Consider the following 19,048-nt stretch of genomic DNA (forward strand, 5'->3'; position numbering starts at 1 on the left):
TCCTCATGCCGCGCGGCGAATCTGCGCCTCGTGCGACTGAATCAGGGCGATGAAGGCGTCTTCCATCGTCGGATCGGGCAGCGCGTCGGTGCGAATGCGCCCGCGAATCTCACGGGGCGTGCCAAAGGCCAGAATCTCGCCCAGCGACATCAGCACCAGATGATCGCAATACTCGGCCTCGTCCATGAAGTGGGTGGTGATCATGACGGTCACCCCCGATTCGGCCAGATGGTTGATGCGCTGCCAGAACTCGCGCCGCGCCAGCGGATCGACGCCGGAGGTCGGCTCATCGAGAAACAGAATGGACGGCTCATGCATCAACGCGCAAGCCAGCGCCAGCCGCTGCTTGTAGCCCAGCGGCAGGTCCATGGCCTCGGCATCGGCATACTCGCTCAGGTCGAACTCATCAAAGGCCCAGGCCAGCCGCTGTTTGCGCCGTGCGCCGCGCAGGCCATAGGCCGAGGCGAAAAAATTCAGGTTCTGCCGTGCAGTGAGATTGCCGTAGAGCGCAAATTTCTGCGACACATAGCCGATGCGCTCGCGCGCGTCTGCGCTGGCCGTGCGCAGATCGGCGCCCGCAACGCGCAGCGTGCCGGAAGACGCTGGCAACAGGCCGCAGAGCATGCGAAAAGTCGTGCTCTTGCCCGCGCCATTGGCACCGAGCAAACCGAAAATCTCGCCCTTCCCCACGTTGAAGCTGATGCCCTTGACCGCCTGAAACGCCCCGAAAAAGCGGCGCAACTCTTTCACTTCGATCACGGTGGACGCCGCATCATCGGGCTTGGCCGCGATGTCGACAGTAGCAACGGCCGCCTCAACCTTGGGCGCAGCCTGCGTCTGCGGGGCAGGCAGACCCGTGTGCAACAAACTGACGAAGGCATCCTCGAAACGCGGCTCGACGGTCTGCCAGTCTTCTCCGGCTTGCTGCAGGGGCTGGGTGTCCTGCAACACCACCCGCACCCCTTCGGCCTGCACCAGCGCATCGGTCACTCCGGCGCGCGCATGCAGCGATTCCTGCAACGTGCGGCGATGCCATTGCGCATGCCGCACCACAAACACATGGCCTTTCAAGGGCGCACGAAAAGCCAGGGGCGGCTGATGCGCCAGCACATTGCCCTCGTGCAGCAGCACGATGTCGTCGCACTGCTCGGCCTCGTCGAGATAGGCGGTGCTCACCAGCACGGCGACATTCTGGCTGCGCAACAGTTTGATGATGCTCCAGAGCTCACGCCGTGAAATGGGATCGACCCCGACAGTCGGCTCATCGAGCAGCAGCAGCCGCGGCGCGCGCAGCAGGGTGCAGGCCAGCCCCAGCTTTTGCTTCATGCCGCCGGAAAGCGCCCCCGCCCGTCGATGCGAAAACGGGCCGAGCGCGGTGAGCTTGAGCAAATCGTCGAAGCGCGATTGCCGCTCTGTGGCTTTCAAGCCCTGCAGATCGGCATAGAGGTCGAGGTTTTCCTGAACGGTGAGATCTTCATAAAGACCGAAGCGCTGCGGCATATAGCCGATCATCTGCTGAATGGCCGAGGCCGATTGCCGCACGTCCAAGCCCAGCACCCGCACCTCTCCAGAACTGGGCAGCAGCAAGGCTGCAGCAAGGCGGATCAGCGTGGTCTTGCCCGCGCCGTCCGGCCCGAGCAAGCCGGTGATGCGCCCCTGCTGAATGCGCATATCGACGCCCTTGAGCGCATCGATCACACTGTTGCCCTGCCTGAACTGCTTGTGCACCGCCGCGAATTCAAGCGCCGCGTCGGACGGCACTGCGACCTGCTCAGACCGGGCCGAAGTCTCAGCGTTGGCAGACATGCTCGGGTACCGATTGCGGCGCGTTGTTCAACAGAGGCACCTGCACGGTAACCGGCATGCCCAGGCGCAGTTTCTGATCGGGATTGCAGGCATACACCCGCACCCGGTACACCAGTTGCGCACGCAACTCGGTGGTCTGAACTGACTTGGGCGTGAACTCTGCCGTGGGGGAGATATTGCCGACCCAGCCCTTGAACGGCTGGCCGGGAAAGCTGTCGGTCAGAATGTCGGCGCGCATGCCCGGAGCGATTTTTCCCAGCTCGGTTTCCGGCACATAGGCGCGCACCCAGACCGGGTTGTTCACCGCGATGGTCATCACCGGAGTTTGCGGTGCGGCCATGTCGCCCACCTCCAGAATGCGGTTTTCCACCACGCCATTCTCGGGCGAATACAACACCGCATCGGTCAGTTGGCGCTGGGCCAGTGCGAGCGCAGATTCATCGGCCTTGACCATCGCCTCAGCCGCGGCAATGTCTTCCTTGCGCGGGCCTTGCACCGCCAGGCTCAGCGCCTGGCGCGCGCGCTGCACACCGGCGGCTGCCGTATCGAGCTGCTGGGTGACGTTGTCCAGACTTTGCCGGGGCAGGAAGCCCGATTCCACCAGCGTCTTTTGCCGAGCATAAGTAGCCTTGGCGTTGGCCTGCGCCGCCAGCGCCGCGTCCACCCCGGCACGCGCCTCGGCAATTTCCTGCGGACGGCTGCCCGCCTTGAGCTTGGCCAGCACATTCTGCTGCGCGAGCAATGCCGCCTGCGCACGGTTGACCGCGTCTTGGTAGCGCACCGCGTCGATGCGGGCCACCACTTGCCCCTTGCGCACGGCATCACCTTCCTGCACCAGAAGTTCAGACACCCGACCGGCATCGTTGAACGCGAGCTGCACCTGCCGAATGTCGATGTTGCCGTAAAGCGTGAGCGTGTTCGAGGCCGGTTTCGCCCGCTGGGTCCACCAGTAAGCGCCACCGGCGACGAGCACGACGAGGAGCAATACCACAATGATCAAGGGCCGCTTTTTGTTTTTCATGGGAATGCGAATGACTGGGTAGAGGCTGGGTTGTTACTGGCTACTGGCGCGCGGCCTGCTTTCTTTTCATTGTCGCGCCAGCTTGCCGCGTGGCCATGATTTACATCAATCATGCCTGCGCCGCGGGGCGTAGCATCAACCGCAACACTCCACACCTCAATATTCCCGATGGCAACGTCTGTCCCCTCTGCCCGCCGCTGCGCGCGTGGCCTGCGTCACGTTCGGCTCCTGCGCGTCGTCTGTTTTATCGGCGGCGTGGTCGGCGGCGGCTTGGCCTTTGCGGGAACGTCCAGCGCAGAAACCCTGGCGCAGGTCTTCACGTTGGCGCAGCAGCACAACCCGGCGCTGCGCAGTGCGCAGGCGAACTATCAAGCCGCCTTGTCCGGCGTGCCGCTGGCGCGGTCGAAGCTGTTGCCGCAACTGGTGGCGGGCGCCAATTTGAGCGCCAATGCGCAGGACAACAGCGACAACCCACTGCTGCAGAAATTCGGCATGCCCACCCAGTGGAACTACACCTCGCGCGATGTCAATCTGGTGGCCACGCAGGCGCTCTATCAACCCGCCGATCATCTCGGAGTTGAACAGGCGGATGTCGCCGCGCGCATCGCCTACCTGAAATTCGTGCAACAAGACCAGGATCTGATGCTTCAGATCGCTGCGCGCTACTTCGACGTGCTCGCCGCGCAAGACAGCCTGCATTCGCTCGAAGAACAGCAAAAAGCGGTGACCCAACAGGTCAAATCGGCACAGGCCAATTTCGACGCGGGCAACGGCACCATTGTCGATGTGCGCGATGCTCAGGCGCGCGTCGATCTCACCGCCGCACAAGTGCTGGCGGCTGAGAACCAGCTTCAACTCACGCGCAACAGCCTGCAACAGTTAGTGGGCACCACCGTGCAAACGCTCGCGCCTCTGCCCAGCAGCACGGCACTGCAGGCACCGTTCGGCGACATGCACACGTGGAGCCGCAAGGCCGAAGAACACAACCTCGGCGTCGATGAGGCGCTATTGGGCGTGAAACTGGCGCAACTCAGCGCGAAAAAGGCCGACACGGGCTATCGGCCCACCGTCTCCGCCTATGCCCGCCTCGACCACAACGCGACGACGGGCGGCAGTCCGCTGTTTCCCTTCAGCAACCGCGCCAATGTCGCCAGCGTGGGCGTGCAGATGCGCTGGCCGTTGTTCACCGGCTATGCGGTGCAAAGCGATGTCGAACAGACGGCGCATCTGCTCGAAAAATCGCAATCCGATCTGGATTCGGCCCGCCTCGCTGCCGCGCAGCAAGCGCGCGCTGCTTACCTCAGCGTGCAATCCGGGCTGGCGCAGGTGAAGGCGCTCGACGCGGCCATTGCCTCCAGCCGTAGTTCGCTGCAGGCGAATGAAACCGGGTTCAAAGTGGGCATGCGGGTCAATATCGACGTGCTCAACGCGCTGTCTCAGCTCTACGAAACCCAGCGTCAGGCCGACAAGGCACGTTATGACGTACTGGTCAACACCCTGCGCCTGAAAAACGCGGCAGGTCAGCTCGACCGCCGGGACATCGACACCCTGAGCGCCCTGCTCGAACCAGCGAGCAAATAAAACAGGGGTTGATCGAAATCAAGCCAGCTTGAGCGCGGCACGTTTGGCTGCGGGCTTGTGGCAAGACGATGTGGGCAGAGTCACTGCCCCGTCCAGCCAGGCGCGCAATGGGTCTTCACTCAGAATCTCGATCAGTCGCTTGTCCACCCGCACCACACCCAGCTCTTGCAAGTGCGAAAGAAGACGGCTGATGGTTTCCATGCTCAGGCCAAGGTAGCTGCCGAGTTCTTCTCGGGTCATCAGCAACTCGAACTGATCGCACTTTTCCCCGGCTTGACGCAATTGCTCCTGCCTGTGCAGCAGAAAGCTGGCGATTTTTTGCGTGGCACTCATGCTGCCGAGCCTGAACTGGTCATGCTCGGCGCGCGCGAGGCTCTCGGACGCATAGGTCAGCAGATGATTGAGCAAGCTGCGGTCTGCGCCAACGATGGACTCCACCGCAGCCATCGAAAACTCGCAGATCAACGAGGGCGCCAGCGCGATCAGATCGGTCGTGTAGCGTTGCTGTGCAAACCCGCTCAAACCCATCAGTTCGCGTGCGTAGTGAAAGCTGACAATCTGCGATTGCCCGTCTTCGCCAATCTCTACCGCCTTGAAACCCCCGCTCACCACCAGGTAGAGATGTTTGAAGGGCATGCCGCTGTGCACCAGAGTTTCACCCCTGCTCAATTCCAGCGTCGCCTCGGCGGCTTCGGTCACGCGCTGCCGCAAGACCGCGTTCAGGTCTGCAGGCAGATTGCCGTCACAGGGATGCGGATGATGCGAGCGGAAGTGAGCTGGAATGGGATGCCGTTTCATGTGCGAATTCAGTGAATTCACGCATGCTAACAAGCCCTTTCCGAAAGGTTGTGACCAAAGGTGCGCCGCGTGTTGGTCAAATCAAACCTTGGGTTCGCCTGCGTGGACGATCAATACCGGAACAGTGCTGCGCTGCGACACGCCTTCGGCCACGCTGCCCAGAATCATGCGACGTACGCCGCTGCGGCCATGACTGCCGATGACGATCAGATCGGCGCCCCAACGATGCCCTTCCGCGAGGATGGCATCGGCCACGCGCGGCAAGGCCTGCGTGGTTTCCACCACGGCGGAGCTGACGTCCATACCCGGAGCGCGGGCTTCATTCACCCAGCGGTCTAGCAATAGCCGGGCATCGTTGCCCAGCACATTGAGAAATTCCGGGGAGGAACTCAGCAGTCCGTTCGCCTCCACCACCACCACGAAGCGAATGGCTGCCTGCTGGTCGCGCGCCAAGGCTGCGGCCTGGGCCGCGGCCGATTGCGCGGTCTGGCTGGCGTCTATGGGAACCAGGATTTTTTTGTAGGTGGACATGATGCCTCGTCGGGTGAATAGAACAGGAACACAAAAAGAGCGGAAACCCCATCAAATGCCGAGCATCTGGTCTTTGGCTTTGAAGTAATGCCGGGCGTGAGCGACGAGCTGAGCGTCGGTCGGATGATCAGCCGACTCCAGACCCAGCACATGCTCGGCCACAGCGGGGTCATGCTGCTGCAGATGCTTGAACAAAGCCAGCTTGGCCTGCCCAGGGCCGGTGATGAGCACCTCGGGAACGCCGACCAGGGCTTGCGCCACCTTGTGATAGAAGTGCTGGTCTTCCGGCGCCTTGCCGCTGCCGATCGTGCCGCTCATGACGTGCAGGTGCGGATGCTCCTTGGGCATGATGATGGATTTTTCGATATCCGCCGGATCGATGAACAGCACGCGAGCCTGAGCATGATCGACCCAAACTACTGCATGACGATGTGCCATGATGAAACTCCCTTTGAAAGTGAATAGACAAGAACAACATTAGCAGCGCTCACCCGCCATTTCATTGACCTGGCTTGAATGTGCGCTGTTTGAGCAGATGCAAAAAACTAAGGTGCCGCGGCGTGCTGCGATCGAAGTGGCGATAGACCGCCAGCTTGGCCTGGTCTTCGACGAAAGCCCAGAACACGCAATAGACCCAGATCAACCCGACCGCCGACCAACTGATGGGCGCGATCAGCCCCAGGGGAAACACCACGAACAGCGTCGCCAGCGCCTTGGTGAGAATGGCCGACCACAGCAAAGCGGGTGACGGCCAGGGCTTTTTCCAGAAGGCTTTTCTGCTGCGCGCGACAAACAGCGTGAGATGCCCGGAGACCGCCAGTTTGAGGAAGATGAAAGTCTGGATGCTGCCCATGTCGAGCTTCATCACTTCATGCGCGAACCACAGCAGCAGCAGGGTTTCGCCCACGCCGATCAGACCCAGCACGGTGGAAACGGTGATGACGCGGCGCATGTCCCAGCGCACCGGCTGGGCATCGACCGCAGTGCGGTCGTAGGCGATGGTCATGATGGGCACGTCGTTGAAGAAGGCCAGCAGAATGATCATCACCGCGGTGATCGGATAGAAGTTGTAGGCGAGCATGGCCGCCACCACGAACACCATGATGCGGATGGTTTCGGTGATGCGGTAGATGGCGTAGCTGTTCATGCGCTCGAAAATGCGCCGCGCCTCTTCTACCGCCTTGACGATGGTGGACAGCCCCGGCGCGGTGAGAATGAGCGCGGCGGCCGCGCGCGCCGCGTCGGTGGCGCCCGAGACGGCGATGCCCACATCGGCCTGTTTCAGCGCGGGGGCATCGTTGACGCCGTCGCCGGTCATGGCCACGCGATGCCCGGCGTCCTGCAGCGCCTTGACGATGCCGTATTTGTGTTCGGGGAAGACCTGGGCGAAGCCGTCGGCGGCATCGATCTGGTCGGCCAGACTCACGCCCGGCTGCTGCTTGTCGGCATCGAACACATCGCCCGCGGCCACGATCTGCGTGCCGATACCGAGCTGCCCGCCGATTTCGCGGGCAATCGCCACGTTGTCGCCGGTGACCATCTTTACCGCCAGGCCGTGGCTGCGGGCGTCGGCGATGGTTTGTCTGGAGTCGCTGCGCGGCGGGTCGAACAGCGAGAGCAGCCCATCGAGTTGCCACACGTCGTCACCAGTCTTGCTCGCCACGCCAAGGGTGCGCAGCCCTTTGGCGGCCTGGGCGTCGATCCAGGCGTCGGCTTTGCTGCGCACATCGGCGTTAAGCTTGCACAGATCGAGAATGACCTGCGGCGCGCCCTTGGTGGCGGCGAGCGGCGCGCCCTGCGCGTCGGTCCAGCGGCCTTCGCTGCGCTTGCCCACCGGGTCGAAGGGGGTGAAGCCGGCGGCGGTGAAACCGGCGGGCGTAGTGCTCGGCACGGGCTGCGCGGCGTACACCGCCTGATCGATGGCGTCGCCGTTGTCGGGCTGGCTGGCGAGCGCCGCGTGCAGGTTCAGCGTGGCGGCATCGGGCACGGCCAGCAGCAGCGGATCGCCCAGGGTGAGCTTGTTCTGCGTGAGCGTGCCGGTTTTGTCGGAGCACAGCACATCCACCGCGGCCAGTTCCTCGATGGATTCCAGCCGCGAGACGATGGCCTTTTCTTTCGAGAGCGCCAGCGCGCCCAGCGCCATGGTCACCGACAGCACCGCAGGCATGGCCACCGGAATCGAGGCCACGGTGAGAATGAGGGCGAATTGCAGCAGGTCGATCCACGGCAGACCGCGCTGCAGTTCGACCAGCACCAGAATCGCCACCAGCCCAAGGCTGACGTAGATGAGGTAGTCGCCGATATTGAGCACGGCCTTCTGGAAGTGCGACACCGCGCCGGCCTTCTGCACCAGTTGCGCGGTCTTGCCCAGATAAGTGTTGACCCCCGTGGCATAGACCACGCCGACCATCTCGCCCTGCTTGGCAATGGAGCCGGAATACACCACCTCGCCCAGCTTGCGGCTGACCGGCAGCGACTCGCCGGTGAGCGCCGACTGATCGACGCTGAGGTAGTCGCCCGCGATCAGCTTGAGGTCGGCCGGAAGAATGTCACCCAGACGCACGCGCACCACATCGCCGGGCACGAGCTGCGCGGTGTCGATCTGCGTCCACTGACCATCGCGCTTGACGCGGCACTTGAGCGCAAGCTGCTTTTTCAGCGCATCGAGCGCGCTACTGGCCTTGAACTCCTGCCAGAAACCGATACCCGCGTTGAACAGCAGCAGCAGCACGATGATGATGAAATCCGGCCAGTGCCGCACCAGCGCCGAGAGCAGCGCGGCGACCTCGATCATCCACGGAATCGGCCCCCAGAAATAGCGCAGCAGACGCATGAGCAGGCTGACATGCTGCTCCGGCAGGCTGTTGGGGCCGCCCTGCGCCAGACGCTGCGCGGCTTCGGTCTGGGTGAGGCCGCCCGCCTTGCTGTGCAGAGATTGCAGCAGCGCGTCGGCCGACATCGCGGCAACCGCCTTGGCATCAAGTGTTGGATTCGACGGATTCATGTTCTACCCTCTGTTGGGGATGCGAGCAGTGCAGCCTTGGGGCGGCGCCTCGGCAAGGTCTGGGTTTGATGCTGTTCGAGCGTGAGGCCATGGCCGTACATGCTGAACGCCCAGGTGCTGAGGAGCCCGAGCAGGCTCACCCCCGCCATCAGGGCCAGCACCATCGGCACGCCCAGGGAAGACTTGATCAGCGGCAAGGTGAACACCCCGAGCGTGGCGCCCACCTTGGCGACCGAAGCAGCAAAGCCCGCGCCCGTGGCGCGCAACTGCGTGGGGTACAGCTCGGTGGGCAGGATGTAGGTGGTGCTGTTCGGCCCCATATTCATGAACAGGTTGAACACCACAAAGCCGAAGAACACCAGCCCCGCATGCGCCGCATCGCCCCCGGCGAGCACGGTACTCAACCACAACGCCGCCATGCCGAAGGCCATGCCGCCAAAGCCGATGAGCTGCATGCGAATGCGCCCGAACTTCGCCACCGCCCACAGGCCGATGACAAAGCCGAGCAGCAAAAACACATCGATCAGCCCCGTGCCGCGTGCCAGTGCTGCCACATGAGGAATCAATGTCAGCCCCTCGCCCGCCACATGCATCTGCGCCAGCAGCACGGCGGTGAACAGCCCCACGCCATAGGTCGCGATATCCATCAAAAACCAGGGGACGGTGCTCAGCAGAGTGCTGCGCAGGTAGGCCGGATGAAATAGCAGACCGTAGCCCTGTGGATTGGCCGACTGCGGCACGCGCGCGACGTAATGCACCGTATCGCCCAGGCGCGAGGCCATGCGTTCGAGCTGGCGGCGGTCCGAGGGTACGAAGCGTTCGAGCATGTGCACCGCTTCGCGGTTGCGGCCCTGCCCGATCAGCCAGCGCGGGCTTTCCGGCAGATTCAGCCGCCCCAGCAAAAACAGCAGCGCAAGCAGCATTTCCGTGGCGAAGAACCAGCGCCAGACTCCCGGCTCAGGCACAAGATGCAGCAGTGCCAAGGCCAGCAGCGCCGCGACGATGAGGCCGACCGACTGGCAGGCGATGGTGGCCACCATCATGCGGCTGCGCTTCTCGTGCGGCATGCATTCGGCCACATAACTGCCGCTGACCGGGAAATCCATGCCGATGCCCACACCCACCACGAATTGCGCGGCGATCAGCCCCCAGGCATTCCAGGTCAGCGCGCTGAAGCCCGCAGCGACGGCCAGAATGACCATGTCGATCAGAAACACCGATTTGCGGCCATAGCGGTCGGCTAGCCGACCGCCACACGCCGCGCCGCCGATGGCCCCGGCCACCAGCGCCGCGCCGAGCAGCCCGGTTTGCAGCGCCGAAAAATCCAAGCCCACTGCCAGCAGCGGGATGGCCATGCCCAGCATGAACACCGAGAGACCGTCGATCAGCGTGCCCCCGCTGGCCAGCGCCCAGGCCAGATCATGCGGCAAGCGCATGGGCGCCGCATCGAGCAGCGCGATGATCTGCGCGTGATCGGGGTGAACGGCAGCGCCCTGCGACTCGGCCTGGATGGCGGTTGCCATGCGCCCGGCCTTCAGGCCGCCACGCGGCCTTGCTCCACCGCGTCGTGGGTGTAGTTGAACACCACGTCGGGATCGGGGCAGAGCAAGGCGTGATCCTTGTCCTTGTAATCCAGCCGGGTCAGCAGATCCATGATGAGGTTGAGCCGCGCCTGTTTTTTGTCATTGGCGCGCACGATGGTCCACGGGGCAGTGGGCGTGTGCGTGCGGGCGAACATGGCGTTGCGGGCGGTGCTGTAGCCCTTCCAATGCTTTTGCGCGGCAGCGTCGATCGGGCTCATCTTCCACTGCTTGAGCGGATCGGTGAGCCGATCCTTGAGGCGCTGCTTCTGTTCGGCCTTGTCGATGTCGAGGTAGTACTTGAACAGTTGAATGCCCGAGCGCACCAGCATCTGCTCGAACGTCGGCACCGTCTCCATGAACTCCTCGTACTGCGCCTCGGTGCAAAAACCCATCACCCACTCCACCCCGGCGCGGTTGTACCAACTGCGGTTGAACAGCACGAATTCCTCGGCCGCCGGCAGATAAGGCACATAGCGCTGGAAGTACCACTCCGACTCGTCGCGGGTGGAGGGTTTGTTCAGCGCCACCACGCGGGTATCGCGCGGCGAGAGGTGCTCGATGACGCGCTTGATGGTGCCGTCCTTGCCCGCGCTGTCGCGCCCTTCGAGCAGGATGAGAATTCGGTCACCCTTTGCGATGAGGTGTTTCTGGAATTTGACCAGCTCGATCTGCAGGGCTTCGAGGGTTTTGCCATAACCGTGATCGGGGTGGGATGCGGATTTTTCTTGCGTGCTGTTTTTTCCCATTTCAGTCTCCTAAACCAAGGTCAGATTTCAGCGGCGGATCTGCAGGCAGATGTTCCGGCAAGGCATCGCTGCCGACGGGGGTGAGGTAATCGGCCATCTCCTCCCAAGGTTTGCCTTCGGCCAATTCTTCATAGTAGGCCCGCGCGATCTGGCCGAGTTCGCTCTTGGGGTCGAGCAGATCGCGCGACTCACTGCCGTCCAGCCGTCCCATGGCACGCCAGATGAACTCTTCAAACTCCCGCATTTTCTCGGGCGATAACGGCGCTTGTTTCATGCACTACACCTGAACCGCAGCAGGCAGACCGAATTCATCGAGCGCCTTGAGCAAGGGCGTCATGCACATCATCGCCGGGCCGCCGTGCATGAGCACCGCCAGGAACCCGGCCTCGATCAGTTCGTCGCGTTTCGCCCCGGCATGCGCTGCCTGCTTGACGTGAAACGCGATGCACCATTCGCACTGCGCCGCGACCGACAGCGCCACATTGACCAGTTCTTTCTGCTTGCCCGACAGGGCCGGACCCGCTTCGGCCTTGCCCATGAAGTTCATGAAGGCCTGCACTTCGTTGGGATGGCTTTTGCCGAGCGTGGACAGCAAGGACTCGACTTCATGCAGACGCTCGCGCATGGGGGATTCCGTCATGGTTCTTCCTTTCGTTTCAATGGTTTCAATGGAGTGACACTCACTTGCGGCGCGCAGCCGATGAAGCCGACGTCCGGCTGGCTGCGGCGGTTGGCTTCGGCGCTTGGGCGCTCATCAGCCTGACCGCCTGCTGCTGCGTGTCTTGCAGGGTGTTGAGCGCCTGAGTGGTCCAGTTCATGGTGCTTTGCAGCAAGGCCTGCATCGGCTCAACTCCGGCGGGCGCTGCTGCGCTCGCGTTCTGCCCAAGGCTGTCGTGCAGGCTGTTTTGCAGGCGCTCAAGTCTGGACTGCAGGATCTCGGTCATTTCGGCCTGGGTCGCAGAGGCGATCTGCCCGAATTTCTCGACGTAGCTCATGACGTTTTCGCCCCCTGCGCGCGCGGCATCCGCCCAGTCAGCGCCGGGCGCAGACGGCACCTCGCCCTTGCCGACTGCCGATTGCAGCGTCTGCGCCGCTTGCTGCGCCATCAGACGCATGGTTTGCATCTGCAACTGGGTCAGTTGCTCATAGCCGCGAAAAAGCACCTGATTCAACGCAACGGCGGCTTCCAGCTCGGCCTTCTGCAAGTCTTTCAGCGATTCGGTCGGATTCATGGCAACTCCCAAATGTGAATGTGAGTTTGCAGTGTGCTACAGCACAGCAGCGGGAGCTTGACTTGCATCATGTTGGTGCGACCCGATTTGCCATACCTGTAAGCAGATTTTGCTGCATCGCACACTGCACAGAGACAGCCGCCTGCCAAACTGGCATGACCCCAAAAAGCACTTGCCTTAATTTCCACGTTTCCATAAACTTTGAAATATGGAAACAAAAGCCGCGCTGCTTGTTCTCGCCGCCCTGTCGCAAGACTCGCGTCTGCGCGTGTTTCGCGTCTTGGTGCAGGCGGGCCCCGAGGGGCTGGCTGCGGGCAAAATTGCCGAGCTCGCCGCCATTGCACCCTCCTCGCTCTCGTTTCACCTGAAGGAGCTCGCCCACGCCGACTTGGTCGAGTCTCGCCAGTCAGGGCGCTTTGTGATTTACACCGCGCGCTTTTCCACCATGAATGAACTGATCGGCTACCTCACCGACAACTGCTGCGGCGGCAATCCCTGCGGCCCGGTCGAGGCGAACTGCACCACCCCCGTACGCTCAACTGTTGAGGAGACTCACCCATGAAACGCTTTCATGTTCACGTCAGCGTGCCCGCGCTGGACGACGCCATTCGCTTCTACTCCGGCCTGTTCGCCGCCGAGCCCACGGTGCGCAAGGCCGACTACGCCAAGTGGATGCTCGACGACCCGCGGGTGAACTTCGCCATTTCGCAGCGCGGCGCCGCGCCTGGCTTGAACCATCTGGGCATACAGGTGGAAAGCGATGCGGAACTGCTGGAGATGCAGCAACGGCTCGAATCCACCGAGGCTGGCTTCATCGAAGAAACCGGCGCCGCCTGCTGCTATGCCCGCTCCGACAAATACTGGGCCAACGACCCGGTCGGCATCGCCTGGGAGACCTATCACACCCTGGACACCATTCCCATGTTCAATGAGTCGCCCGATGGCAGCGCTTGCTGCGTGCCTGCTGCGGCGGTTGCCGTGCCGTCACCGGCGCCGCGCCCGGCGACGGCATGCTGCGGCGGCGCCTCCGCTTCCAAATCATCCTGCTGCTGATCTTTTACCCACTTGGAGATGTTCATGGACAAGGTTTACAACGTATTGGTGCTGTGCACCGGCAATTCCGCCCGCTCGATCATGGGCGAGGGGCTGATCAACACCCTGGGCAAGGGCCGCTTCAAGGCCTATAGCGCGGGCAGCCATCCGGGCGGGGTGGTCAACCCCTACGCCATCGAACAGCTCAAAAGCATCGGTTACCCGACGGACACCTTGCGCAGCAAAAGCTGGGACGAGTTCGCCACGCCCGATGCGCCGCAGATGGATTTTGTTTTCACCGTCTGCGACAAGGCCGCGGGCGAGACCTGCCCCATCTGGCCCGGACACCCGATGACTGCGCACTGGGGCTTTGAAGACCCGGCCGCCGTGGAGGGCAGCGACGAAGAGAAGCGGCGCGCCTTCCAGACCATCTTCCGCCAGATCATGTGCCGGGTGCGCGCCTTCATCAGCCTGCCGCTGGAGCGGCTGGACGCAGCCGCGATCAAGCGGGAAATCGTGGACATCGGCAAGACCCAGGTCATGCCTTTGCCGGAGTCCTGCGCCAAAGACGATCTCGACCCGGTCGTTCAATAATCGCTCTCCCCGCGCCCAACGGCAGGCAGAACGGCCTGCCGTTTGCATTTCGATTGCGTCCATTTCCCAACAAAAATTCCATACCCATGATTGCCGCCCTGCTCATTTTCATCCTCACCCTGGTGTTCGTCATCTGGCAGCCGCGCGGTCTGGGCATCGGCTACAGCGCCCTGGGCGGCGCGGCGATCGCGCTGATGTTCGGCGTGATCAACTGGGGCGACATTCCTGTGGTGTGGCACATCGTCTGGGATGCCACCTTCACCTTCGTCGGGCTGATCATCATCTCGCTCATCCTCGACGACACCGGGGTGTTTCACTGGGCCGCGCTGCATGTGGCGCGCTGGGGCGGCGGGCGCGGACGGCGGCTGTTTCCGCTGATCGTGGTGCTGGGTGCGGTGATTTCGGCGTTTTTCGCCAACGACGGCGCGGCGCTCATCCTCACACCCATCGTGCTGGCCATGCTGCTGGCGCTGGGCTTCGGTCCGGCAGCGGCGCTGGCGTTCGTCATGGCCTGTGGTTTCGTCGCCGACACCACCTCGATGCCGCTGGTGATTTCCAACCTGGTCAACATCGTCACCGCGGGCTATTTCAACATTCCCTTCGACCGCTACGCCGCGGTGATGGTGCCGGTCGATCTAGCCGCGCTGGCCGCGACGCTGGTCGTGCTGATGCTGTTTTTCCGCCGCGACATTCCCGCGGGCTACGACCTCGCCCGGCTCGAAGCGCCATCCAGCGCCATCAAGGACGCGCTGGTGTTTCGCTGGACCTGGCCGGTGATGGCCGTGCTGCTGGTGGCGTATTTCGTCACCGCCGCGTGGCAGGTGCCTGTGTCGCTGGTCACCGGCATCGCCGCGCTGTTGCTGCTGGCCCTGGCCGGGCGCTGGTGGCGCGGCGGCCGCGGCGCGGTCATCGATCTGCGCCACGTCATCAAGGGCGCGCCGTGGCAGATCGTGCTGTTCTCACTGGGCATGTACCTCGTGGTCTATGGCTTGCGCAATGCCGGGCTGACCGACTACCTGGCGCTGGCGCTCGAAGCGCTGGCCCGCCACGGCACCGTGGTCGCGGTGGTGGGCACGGGCTTCATCAGCGCGGTGCTGTCCTCGGTGATGAACAACATGCCCATGACCCTGGTGGGCGCCCTGGGCATCCACCACGCGTTGGGCATAGCCCCGGCGGTGCGCGAAGCCATGATCTACGCCCACGTCATCGGCTGCGATCTCGGCCCTAAGTTCACCCCCATCGGCAGCCTGGCCACGCTGCTGTGGCTGCACGTGCTCGACCGCAAGGGCGTGCACATCGGCTGGGGTTACTACATGCGCATCGGGCTGGCGCTGACCACACCGGTGCTGCTGATCACCTTGCTGGCGCTGGCCTGGCGTTTGGGCTGACCATGACCGCCCCCCAAGCCGCCCCCTGCATGCTGCAAGCCTGGCGATCCGGCAAGGCCGAGGTGCGTGGTTTTGTGCGCCAACAGCCGCGCGATGGTCGAGAGCTGGATCAGCGCCTGAGCCTTACTCCTTACTCTTTTCACAGACCCACAATCCCATGAACAAAACCCTCATTGCTTTGACTCTTGCGGCAGCCAGCACGCTTGCCGCCAACGCACAGGCCGAATCGGCCACCTGGACGCAGAAGATCCTCACGCCGGAAACTGCGCTCAAGGCCGCCGAAGCCGCCAAGGCCGAATGCGTCAAGCGCGGCTGGCAGGTGGCGGTGGCCGTGACCGACCCGTCGGGGCTGCCGTTGGTGATGCTGCGCGACCGCTACTCCGGCTGGCACACCGTGGCAGCGGCGGAAGGCAAGGCGCGCACGGCGGCGAGCTGGCGGGAATCCACCAGCTCGGTGGCGGAGCGGGTGAACAAACCCGGCTCTGCCGAGCAGGCCATCAAGAACCTGCCCGGCGTGGTGATGATCGGCGGCGGCATGCCGATCGATGCGGCCGGACAGATGGTGGGCGCCATCGGGGTATCGGGCGCACCGGGCGGCGCCAACGATGACCTCTGCGCCAAAGCCGGGCTGGATGCCATCGAGGGCGATCTGGCGTTTTGAGCCGTTTCGACTGATCCTGAGCGCTGGGCTTGCCCCAGGGTTTGCCTTTGGCGCCGCGCAAACATTTTGATTTTGGACAAAATTGAAAAACCACCATGACTTCCTCACCTGCATTCCCTGCCGCGCATGAATTCCACATGAGCCTGCGTGTGGCCGATCTGGCGCGCAGCACGGCGTTCTACACCGCGTTTTTTGGCCTGTCGCCCAAAGACCGCACCGCCCGCTACAGCACCTTCATCGTGCCGCAGCTGCACCTCAATCTGGTGCTGCTGGTCAATGATCGCGGCGAGACACTCGACACCTACAGCCTCTACCACCTCGGCCTGGGCGTGGCGGGCAAGGCCGAAGTCATCGACGCCTACCATGCCGCCGTGGCCGCGGGGGCTGAGGTCGTCAAGCCCCCGCGCACCACCTGGCGCGGCACGCCGCTGCACGAACTGTGGCTGCGCGACCCCAGCGGCTATCTGCTGGAGGTCTATGCCCGGCTCACCGATGCTGAACTGGCGCAGATGCCCGCAGACATGGAGCCGTTGTTTCTGCTCGACTCCCCGCAAGTTTGAACCACGAGACGCGCCAACATCAGCCGCGCAGATCGGAGGTGTCGGCCAGCGCCGTGCCTCGGGGGCTGCGGGCTGGTGCGGCAGCAAGGCGCAATTCCGCCCGCGCAAGACGCATCACCTACGCCCCCCGCTGATTGCGCGCGCGGCCCCGACCGCAGCGACGGCCAAATCCGGCCAGCGCGTGGCGGGGACGAACACGTCAAAAGGCAGTTCGTGGTCGATGTCATACTGGGCCAGCAAACGGGCCATCGGCGATTTGCCGACCCCGCCTTTTCTCCGTCTATCCCCCGCCTATCCAATGAATTGTGCTGATCAATTTCTCCGGAATGCCTGCCCCGCGGGGGATTGAAAGCCGAATCTGAGTCTACGGAGAGCCCGCAGAGGCGGCTCGGCGTTTCCTTCAGAGACTGCTGCGACAGGCCGATGAACAGCGCAGCCTATTTCGAGTCTCCTTCGCCGCTTGGAAGCAAAATGCGCGCCTTCATCCTGCGCCCTCCCCCCTGATTTTTCTATGCACGCCTACCTCTCCGGTTTCGCCCTCGGTCTGTCGCTCATCGTCGCCATCGGCGCGCAGAACGCCTTCGTCCTCAAGCAGGGGTTGAAGGGGGAACATATCTTCTGGGTGGTGCTGGTGTGTGCGCTGTCCGATGCGCTGCTCATCGGCATCGGCGTGTCCGGGTTTCATGTGCTGGTGGCGCGGGCGCCCTGGCTGACCACGCTCAGCCGTTACGCGGGAGCCGCGTTCCTGCTCTGGTATGGGGCGCGCAGTTTCCGGGCGGCCCTGCGCTCGTCAGCGGTGCTGGCGCCGGCCGGTGGTGGCGCCAGCCCGCTCGGCAAGACACTGGCCACCCTGCTGGCGTTCACCTTTCTGAACCCGCACGTCTATCTCGACACCGTGGTCTTGCTCGGCTCGGTGTCCACCCAGTTTCCAGGGCGCACGGCGGCGTTCGGCGCGGGTGCGGCGTCGGCCTCGTTCGTGTTCTTTTTCGCCCTGGGTTATGGCGCGCGGCTGTTGCGGCCGGTGTTTGCGCGTCCTTTCACCTGGAAGGTGCTCGACGTGCTGATCGGATTGACGATGGCCGCGCTGGCCCTCAAGCTGTTGCTCGGCGGGTGATCGCCATCCGCATAAGAATCAATCGATCGGCGAGACCGACGGCGCTGGGGCCGCGAGCAGATCACCTGCGCGGCAGGTGCGATTGCGACCGATTTCCTTGGCCCGATACAGCGCCAGATCGGCCTGGTCAAGCAGCTTGTGCAACTGCGGCTGATCCTGTGGATAAGTCGCCAGCCCGATGCTGACGGTCACGTCGGGTACGCCAAGATCACCTTCCCAGTCTTTGGCCTCGAAGGCCGCGTGAATATCGGCGGCGATCGCGTCAGCGGTCTCGCGCCCGGCTGCGGGCAAGACCAGCACGAACTCTTCGCCACCGGAGCGGTACACCAAATCACTCGGGCGCAAGGTCTGGCGCAACAGCACGGCCACACGATAGAGCACTTCATCTCCCACGGCATGACCGAAGCGGTCGTTGACCGATTTGAAGGTATCGATGTCGAGCACGCCGACACTCAGCGGACCTCCGCTGCGCTCGCTCAAAGCGATCTGCTGGTCCAGCGCAGCCATGCCCGAGCGGCGATTGGGAATCTGAGTGAGATCGTCGATGCTCGCCATTTTTTCCAGCCGCAACTCCAGCAGCTTGCGGTCGGTGATGTTCTGCACCATGCCGACCATACGGGTTGGACGGCCCTGGGCGTCGCGCTCGCACACCTGCCCGCGATCATGCACCCAGATGTCATGACCGTTGCGGTTGCGCAAACGGTATTCCGCCTCGAAGCGCATCAGCCGTCCGCGCAAATGCTGATCGATCAAGGACATGACCTGATCGCGGTCGTCGGGATGGACGTTGTGTTTCCAGGTCTCGACATGCGGCGTCATTTCATGCGGGCCGTATCCCAGCATGCGCTTGAGCTGCGGGCTGAAATAGACCGCGTCGGTGAGCAGGCTCCAGTCCCACAGCCCGTCCATGGCCTGTTCGAGAGCAAAACGCAGCCGCTCGTCGCGCGTGCTGCTTGCCTCATCCAGGCTCAGCCGCTTGCTGATATTGCGGGCGACGGACAGAAAGTAGTCACACCCCTGATGGTTAAAGTGCGTTGTGTTGACCTCGACCGGAATTTCGCCACCGTCCTGGTGACGATGGCGACCCACAAAGGTGTAGCAGTCGGCCGTGCGGATGACTTGGGCGATGTCGGCCCACTGCGGCAATCCCTGCACGTCCTTCTGCAGGCTGAGCACCGAGTGATGCAGCACTTCGCTGGCTTGCAGCCCGAGATCGGCATAGGCCGCGCGGTTGCACCAGAGGATGTTGGACGTCACCGGGTCGAGCAGATACACCGCATCGGCCATGTGCTCAAACAGAATCTCCAGGGAAGGTAGGCCGCCTTGCTCCGCAAACGCCATGATGTATCGCCCAGCCAAGACATCCCGGAGAGTTGCGTTGCGCAGGCCCGGGATGA

Annotated in this window: 20 protein-coding genes; 8 read left to right on the forward strand and 12 right to left on the reverse strand. The window is 63.3% G+C overall.

Features of this window, described 5'->3' with window-relative positions:
- Positions 1 to 3: 3 nt before the first annotated feature.
- The gene (locus tag THI_RS10285) at positions 4 to 1,806 is read right to left on the reverse strand and encodes an ATP-binding cassette domain-containing protein (protein ID WP_050985941.1); all 1,803 of its coding nucleotides are present in this window, start codon (positions 1,804 to 1,806) and stop codon (positions 4 to 6) included.
- Positions 1,790 to 2,827 carry an HlyD family secretion protein gene (locus tag THI_RS10290; protein WP_013106191.1) on the reverse strand — a complete coding sequence of 346 codons (1,038 nt, stop codon included), beginning with the start codon at positions 2,825 to 2,827 and terminating at the stop codon, positions 1,790 to 1,792. The genes THI_RS10285 and THI_RS10290 overlap by 17 nt, the downstream gene beginning before the upstream one ends.
- 168 nt (positions 2,828 to 2,995) lie before the next feature.
- Between THI_RS10290 and THI_RS10295 the strand changes: the two genes are divergently transcribed.
- A complete protein-coding gene (locus THI_RS10295) occupies positions 2,996 to 4,408 on the forward strand; it encodes a TolC family outer membrane protein (protein WP_050985942.1) in 1,413 nt (470 codons plus the stop codon).
- Positions 4,409 to 4,426: 18 nt separating this feature from the next.
- Here THI_RS10295 and THI_RS10300 read toward each other — a convergent pair whose 3' ends face one another.
- The 9 genes from THI_RS10300 to THI_RS10340 form a co-directional block, all read right to left on the reverse strand.
- The gene (locus THI_RS10300) at positions 4,427 to 5,206 is read right to left on the reverse strand and encodes a Crp/Fnr family transcriptional regulator (protein ID WP_041608983.1); all 780 of its coding nucleotides are present in this window, start codon (positions 5,204 to 5,206) and stop codon (positions 4,427 to 4,429) included.
- Between the two features lie 81 nt (positions 5,207 to 5,287).
- Positions 5,288 to 5,737 (reverse strand): universal stress protein, encoded by a 450-nt coding sequence (locus tag THI_RS10305; RefSeq protein WP_013106194.1) that lies wholly within the window; start codon positions 5,735 to 5,737, stop codon positions 5,288 to 5,290.
- 51 nt (positions 5,738 to 5,788) lie between these two features.
- A complete protein-coding gene (locus THI_RS10310) occupies positions 5,789 to 6,175 on the reverse strand; it encodes a hypothetical protein (protein WP_013106195.1) in 387 nt (128 codons plus the stop codon).
- 61 nt (positions 6,176 to 6,236) lie between these two features.
- The gene (locus THI_RS10315) at positions 6,237 to 8,741 is read right to left on the reverse strand and encodes a plasma-membrane proton-efflux P-type ATPase (protein WP_013106196.1); all 2,505 of its coding nucleotides are present in this window, start codon (positions 8,739 to 8,741) and stop codon (positions 6,237 to 6,239) included.
- Positions 8,738 to 10,264, reverse strand: a complete 1,527-nt coding sequence (locus tag THI_RS10320; protein ID WP_013106197.1) for an MFS transporter — start codon at positions 10,262 to 10,264, stop codon at positions 8,738 to 8,740. The genes THI_RS10315 and THI_RS10320 overlap by 4 nt, the downstream gene beginning before the upstream one ends.
- 11 nt (positions 10,265 to 10,275) lie before the next feature.
- Positions 10,276 to 11,070, reverse strand: a complete 795-nt coding sequence (ppk2, locus tag THI_RS10325) for a polyphosphate kinase 2 (RefSeq protein ID WP_013106198.1) — start codon at positions 11,068 to 11,070, stop codon at positions 10,276 to 10,278.
- A gap of 1 nt (position 11,071) precedes the next feature.
- Positions 11,072 to 11,344, reverse strand: coding sequence for a hypothetical protein (locus THI_RS10330; protein ID WP_013106199.1), 273 nt, complete (start codon positions 11,342 to 11,344; stop codon positions 11,072 to 11,074).
- A 3-nt stretch (positions 11,345 to 11,347) separates the two neighbouring features.
- On the reverse strand, positions 11,348 to 11,710 hold the full coding sequence (locus THI_RS10335) for a carboxymuconolactone decarboxylase family protein (RefSeq protein WP_013106200.1): 363 nt from the start codon (positions 11,708 to 11,710) through the stop codon (positions 11,348 to 11,350).
- A gap of 40 nt (positions 11,711 to 11,750) precedes the next feature.
- Positions 11,751 to 12,302 carry a phasin family protein gene (locus THI_RS10340; protein WP_013106201.1) on the reverse strand — a complete coding sequence of 184 codons (552 nt, stop codon included), beginning with the start codon at positions 12,300 to 12,302 and terminating at the stop codon, positions 11,751 to 11,753.
- A gap of 208 nt (positions 12,303 to 12,510) precedes the next feature.
- Between THI_RS10340 and THI_RS10345 the strand changes: the two genes are divergently transcribed.
- From THI_RS10345 to THI_RS10375, 7 genes are all read left to right on the forward strand, one after another.
- On the forward strand, positions 12,511 to 12,864 hold the full coding sequence (locus tag THI_RS10345; RefSeq protein ID WP_013106202.1) for an ArsR/SmtB family transcription factor: 354 nt from the start codon (positions 12,511 to 12,513) through the stop codon (positions 12,862 to 12,864).
- On the forward strand, positions 12,861 to 13,355 hold the full coding sequence (locus THI_RS10350) for an ArsI/CadI family heavy metal resistance metalloenzyme (protein WP_013106203.1): 495 nt from the start codon (positions 12,861 to 12,863) through the stop codon (positions 13,353 to 13,355). Before THI_RS10345 ends, THI_RS10350 begins: the two co-directional genes overlap by 4 nt.
- Before the next feature lie 24 nt (positions 13,356 to 13,379).
- A complete protein-coding gene (locus tag THI_RS10355) occupies positions 13,380 to 13,928 on the forward strand; it encodes an arsenate reductase ArsC (protein ID WP_013106204.1) in 549 nt (182 codons plus the stop codon).
- Between the two features lie 86 nt (positions 13,929 to 14,014).
- A complete protein-coding gene (locus tag THI_RS10360) occupies positions 14,015 to 15,316 on the forward strand; it encodes an arsenic transporter (protein WP_013106205.1) in 1,302 nt (433 codons plus the stop codon).
- A gap of 157 nt (positions 15,317 to 15,473) precedes the next feature.
- A complete protein-coding gene (locus THI_RS10365; RefSeq protein WP_013106206.1) occupies positions 15,474 to 15,977 on the forward strand; it encodes a GlcG/HbpS family heme-binding protein in 504 nt (167 codons plus the stop codon).
- Between the two features lie 95 nt (positions 15,978 to 16,072).
- Positions 16,073 to 16,537, forward strand: a complete 465-nt coding sequence (locus tag THI_RS10370; RefSeq protein WP_013106207.1) for a VOC family protein — start codon at positions 16,073 to 16,075, stop codon at positions 16,535 to 16,537.
- A 511-nt stretch (positions 16,538 to 17,048) separates the two neighbouring features.
- Entirely contained in the window at positions 17,049 to 17,651 is a 603-nt protein-coding gene (locus THI_RS10375; protein ID WP_013106208.1) for a LysE/ArgO family amino acid transporter, read from the forward strand.
- Between the two features lie 18 nt (positions 17,652 to 17,669).
- Here the strand turns inward: THI_RS10375 and THI_RS10380 are convergent, their stop codons facing one another.
- Positions 17,670 to 18,992 (reverse strand): sensor domain-containing diguanylate cyclase, encoded by a 1,323-nt coding sequence (locus THI_RS10380; protein WP_141130575.1) that lies wholly within the window; start codon positions 18,990 to 18,992, stop codon positions 17,670 to 17,672.
- Positions 18,993 to 19,048: the final 56 nt, after the last annotated feature.

The sequence above is a fragment of the Thiomonas arsenitoxydans genome (assembly GCF_000253115.1).
Taxonomy (GTDB): Bacteria; Pseudomonadota; Gammaproteobacteria; order Burkholderiales; family Burkholderiaceae_C; genus Thiomonas; species Thiomonas arsenitoxydans.

Excerpts from the sequence above, each read along its gene's own strand:
- THI_RS10285 (WP_050985941.1), bottom strand. The coding sequence starts at position 1,806 with ATGTCTGCCAACGCTGAGACTTCGGCCCGGTCTGAGCAGGTCGCAGTG.
- THI_RS10290 (WP_013106191.1), bottom strand. The coding sequence starts at position 2,827 with ATGAAAAACAAAAAGCGGCCCTTGATCATTGTGGTATTGCTCCTCGTC.
- THI_RS10295 (WP_050985942.1), top strand. The coding sequence starts at position 2,996 with ATGGCAACGTCTGTCCCCTCTGCCCGCCGCTGCGCGCGTGGCCTGCGT.
- THI_RS10300 (WP_041608983.1), bottom strand. The coding sequence starts at position 5,206 with ATGAAACGGCATCCCATTCCAGCTCACTTCCGCTCGCATCATCCGCAT.
- THI_RS10305 (WP_013106194.1), bottom strand. The coding sequence starts at position 5,737 with ATGTCCACCTACAAAAAAATCCTGGTTCCCATAGACGCCAGCCAGACC.
- THI_RS10310 (WP_013106195.1), bottom strand. The coding sequence starts at position 6,175 with ATGGCACATCGTCATGCAGTAGTTTGGGTCGATCATGCTCAGGCTCGC.
- THI_RS10315 (WP_013106196.1), bottom strand. The coding sequence starts at position 8,741 with ATGAATCCGTCGAATCCAACACTTGATGCCAAGGCGGTTGCCGCGATG.
- THI_RS10320 (WP_013106197.1), bottom strand. The coding sequence starts at position 10,264 with ATGGCAACCGCCATCCAGGCCGAGTCGCAGGGCGCTGCCGTTCACCCC.
- ppk2 (WP_013106198.1), bottom strand. The coding sequence starts at position 11,070 with ATGGGAAAAAACAGCACGCAAGAAAAATCCGCATCCCACCCCGATCAC.
- THI_RS10330 (WP_013106199.1), bottom strand. The coding sequence starts at position 11,344 with ATGAAACAAGCGCCGTTATCGCCCGAGAAAATGCGGGAGTTTGAAGAG.
- THI_RS10335 (WP_013106200.1), bottom strand. The coding sequence starts at position 11,710 with ATGACGGAATCCCCCATGCGCGAGCGTCTGCATGAAGTCGAGTCCTTG.
- THI_RS10340 (WP_013106201.1), bottom strand. The coding sequence starts at position 12,302 with ATGAATCCGACCGAATCGCTGAAAGACTTGCAGAAGGCCGAGCTGGAA.
- THI_RS10345 (WP_013106202.1), top strand. The coding sequence starts at position 12,511 with ATGGAAACAAAAGCCGCGCTGCTTGTTCTCGCCGCCCTGTCGCAAGAC.
- THI_RS10350 (WP_013106203.1), top strand. The coding sequence starts at position 12,861 with ATGAAACGCTTTCATGTTCACGTCAGCGTGCCCGCGCTGGACGACGCC.
- THI_RS10355 (WP_013106204.1), top strand. The coding sequence starts at position 13,380 with ATGGACAAGGTTTACAACGTATTGGTGCTGTGCACCGGCAATTCCGCC.
- THI_RS10360 (WP_013106205.1), top strand. The coding sequence starts at position 14,015 with ATGATTGCCGCCCTGCTCATTTTCATCCTCACCCTGGTGTTCGTCATC.
- THI_RS10365 (WP_013106206.1), top strand. The coding sequence starts at position 15,474 with ATGAACAAAACCCTCATTGCTTTGACTCTTGCGGCAGCCAGCACGCTT.
- THI_RS10370 (WP_013106207.1), top strand. The coding sequence starts at position 16,073 with ATGACTTCCTCACCTGCATTCCCTGCCGCGCATGAATTCCACATGAGC.
- THI_RS10375 (WP_013106208.1), top strand. The coding sequence starts at position 17,049 with ATGCACGCCTACCTCTCCGGTTTCGCCCTCGGTCTGTCGCTCATCGTC.
- THI_RS10380 (WP_141130575.1), bottom strand. The coding sequence starts at position 18,992 with ATGGCGTTTGCGGAGCAAGGCGGCCTACCTTCCCTGGAGATTCTGTTT.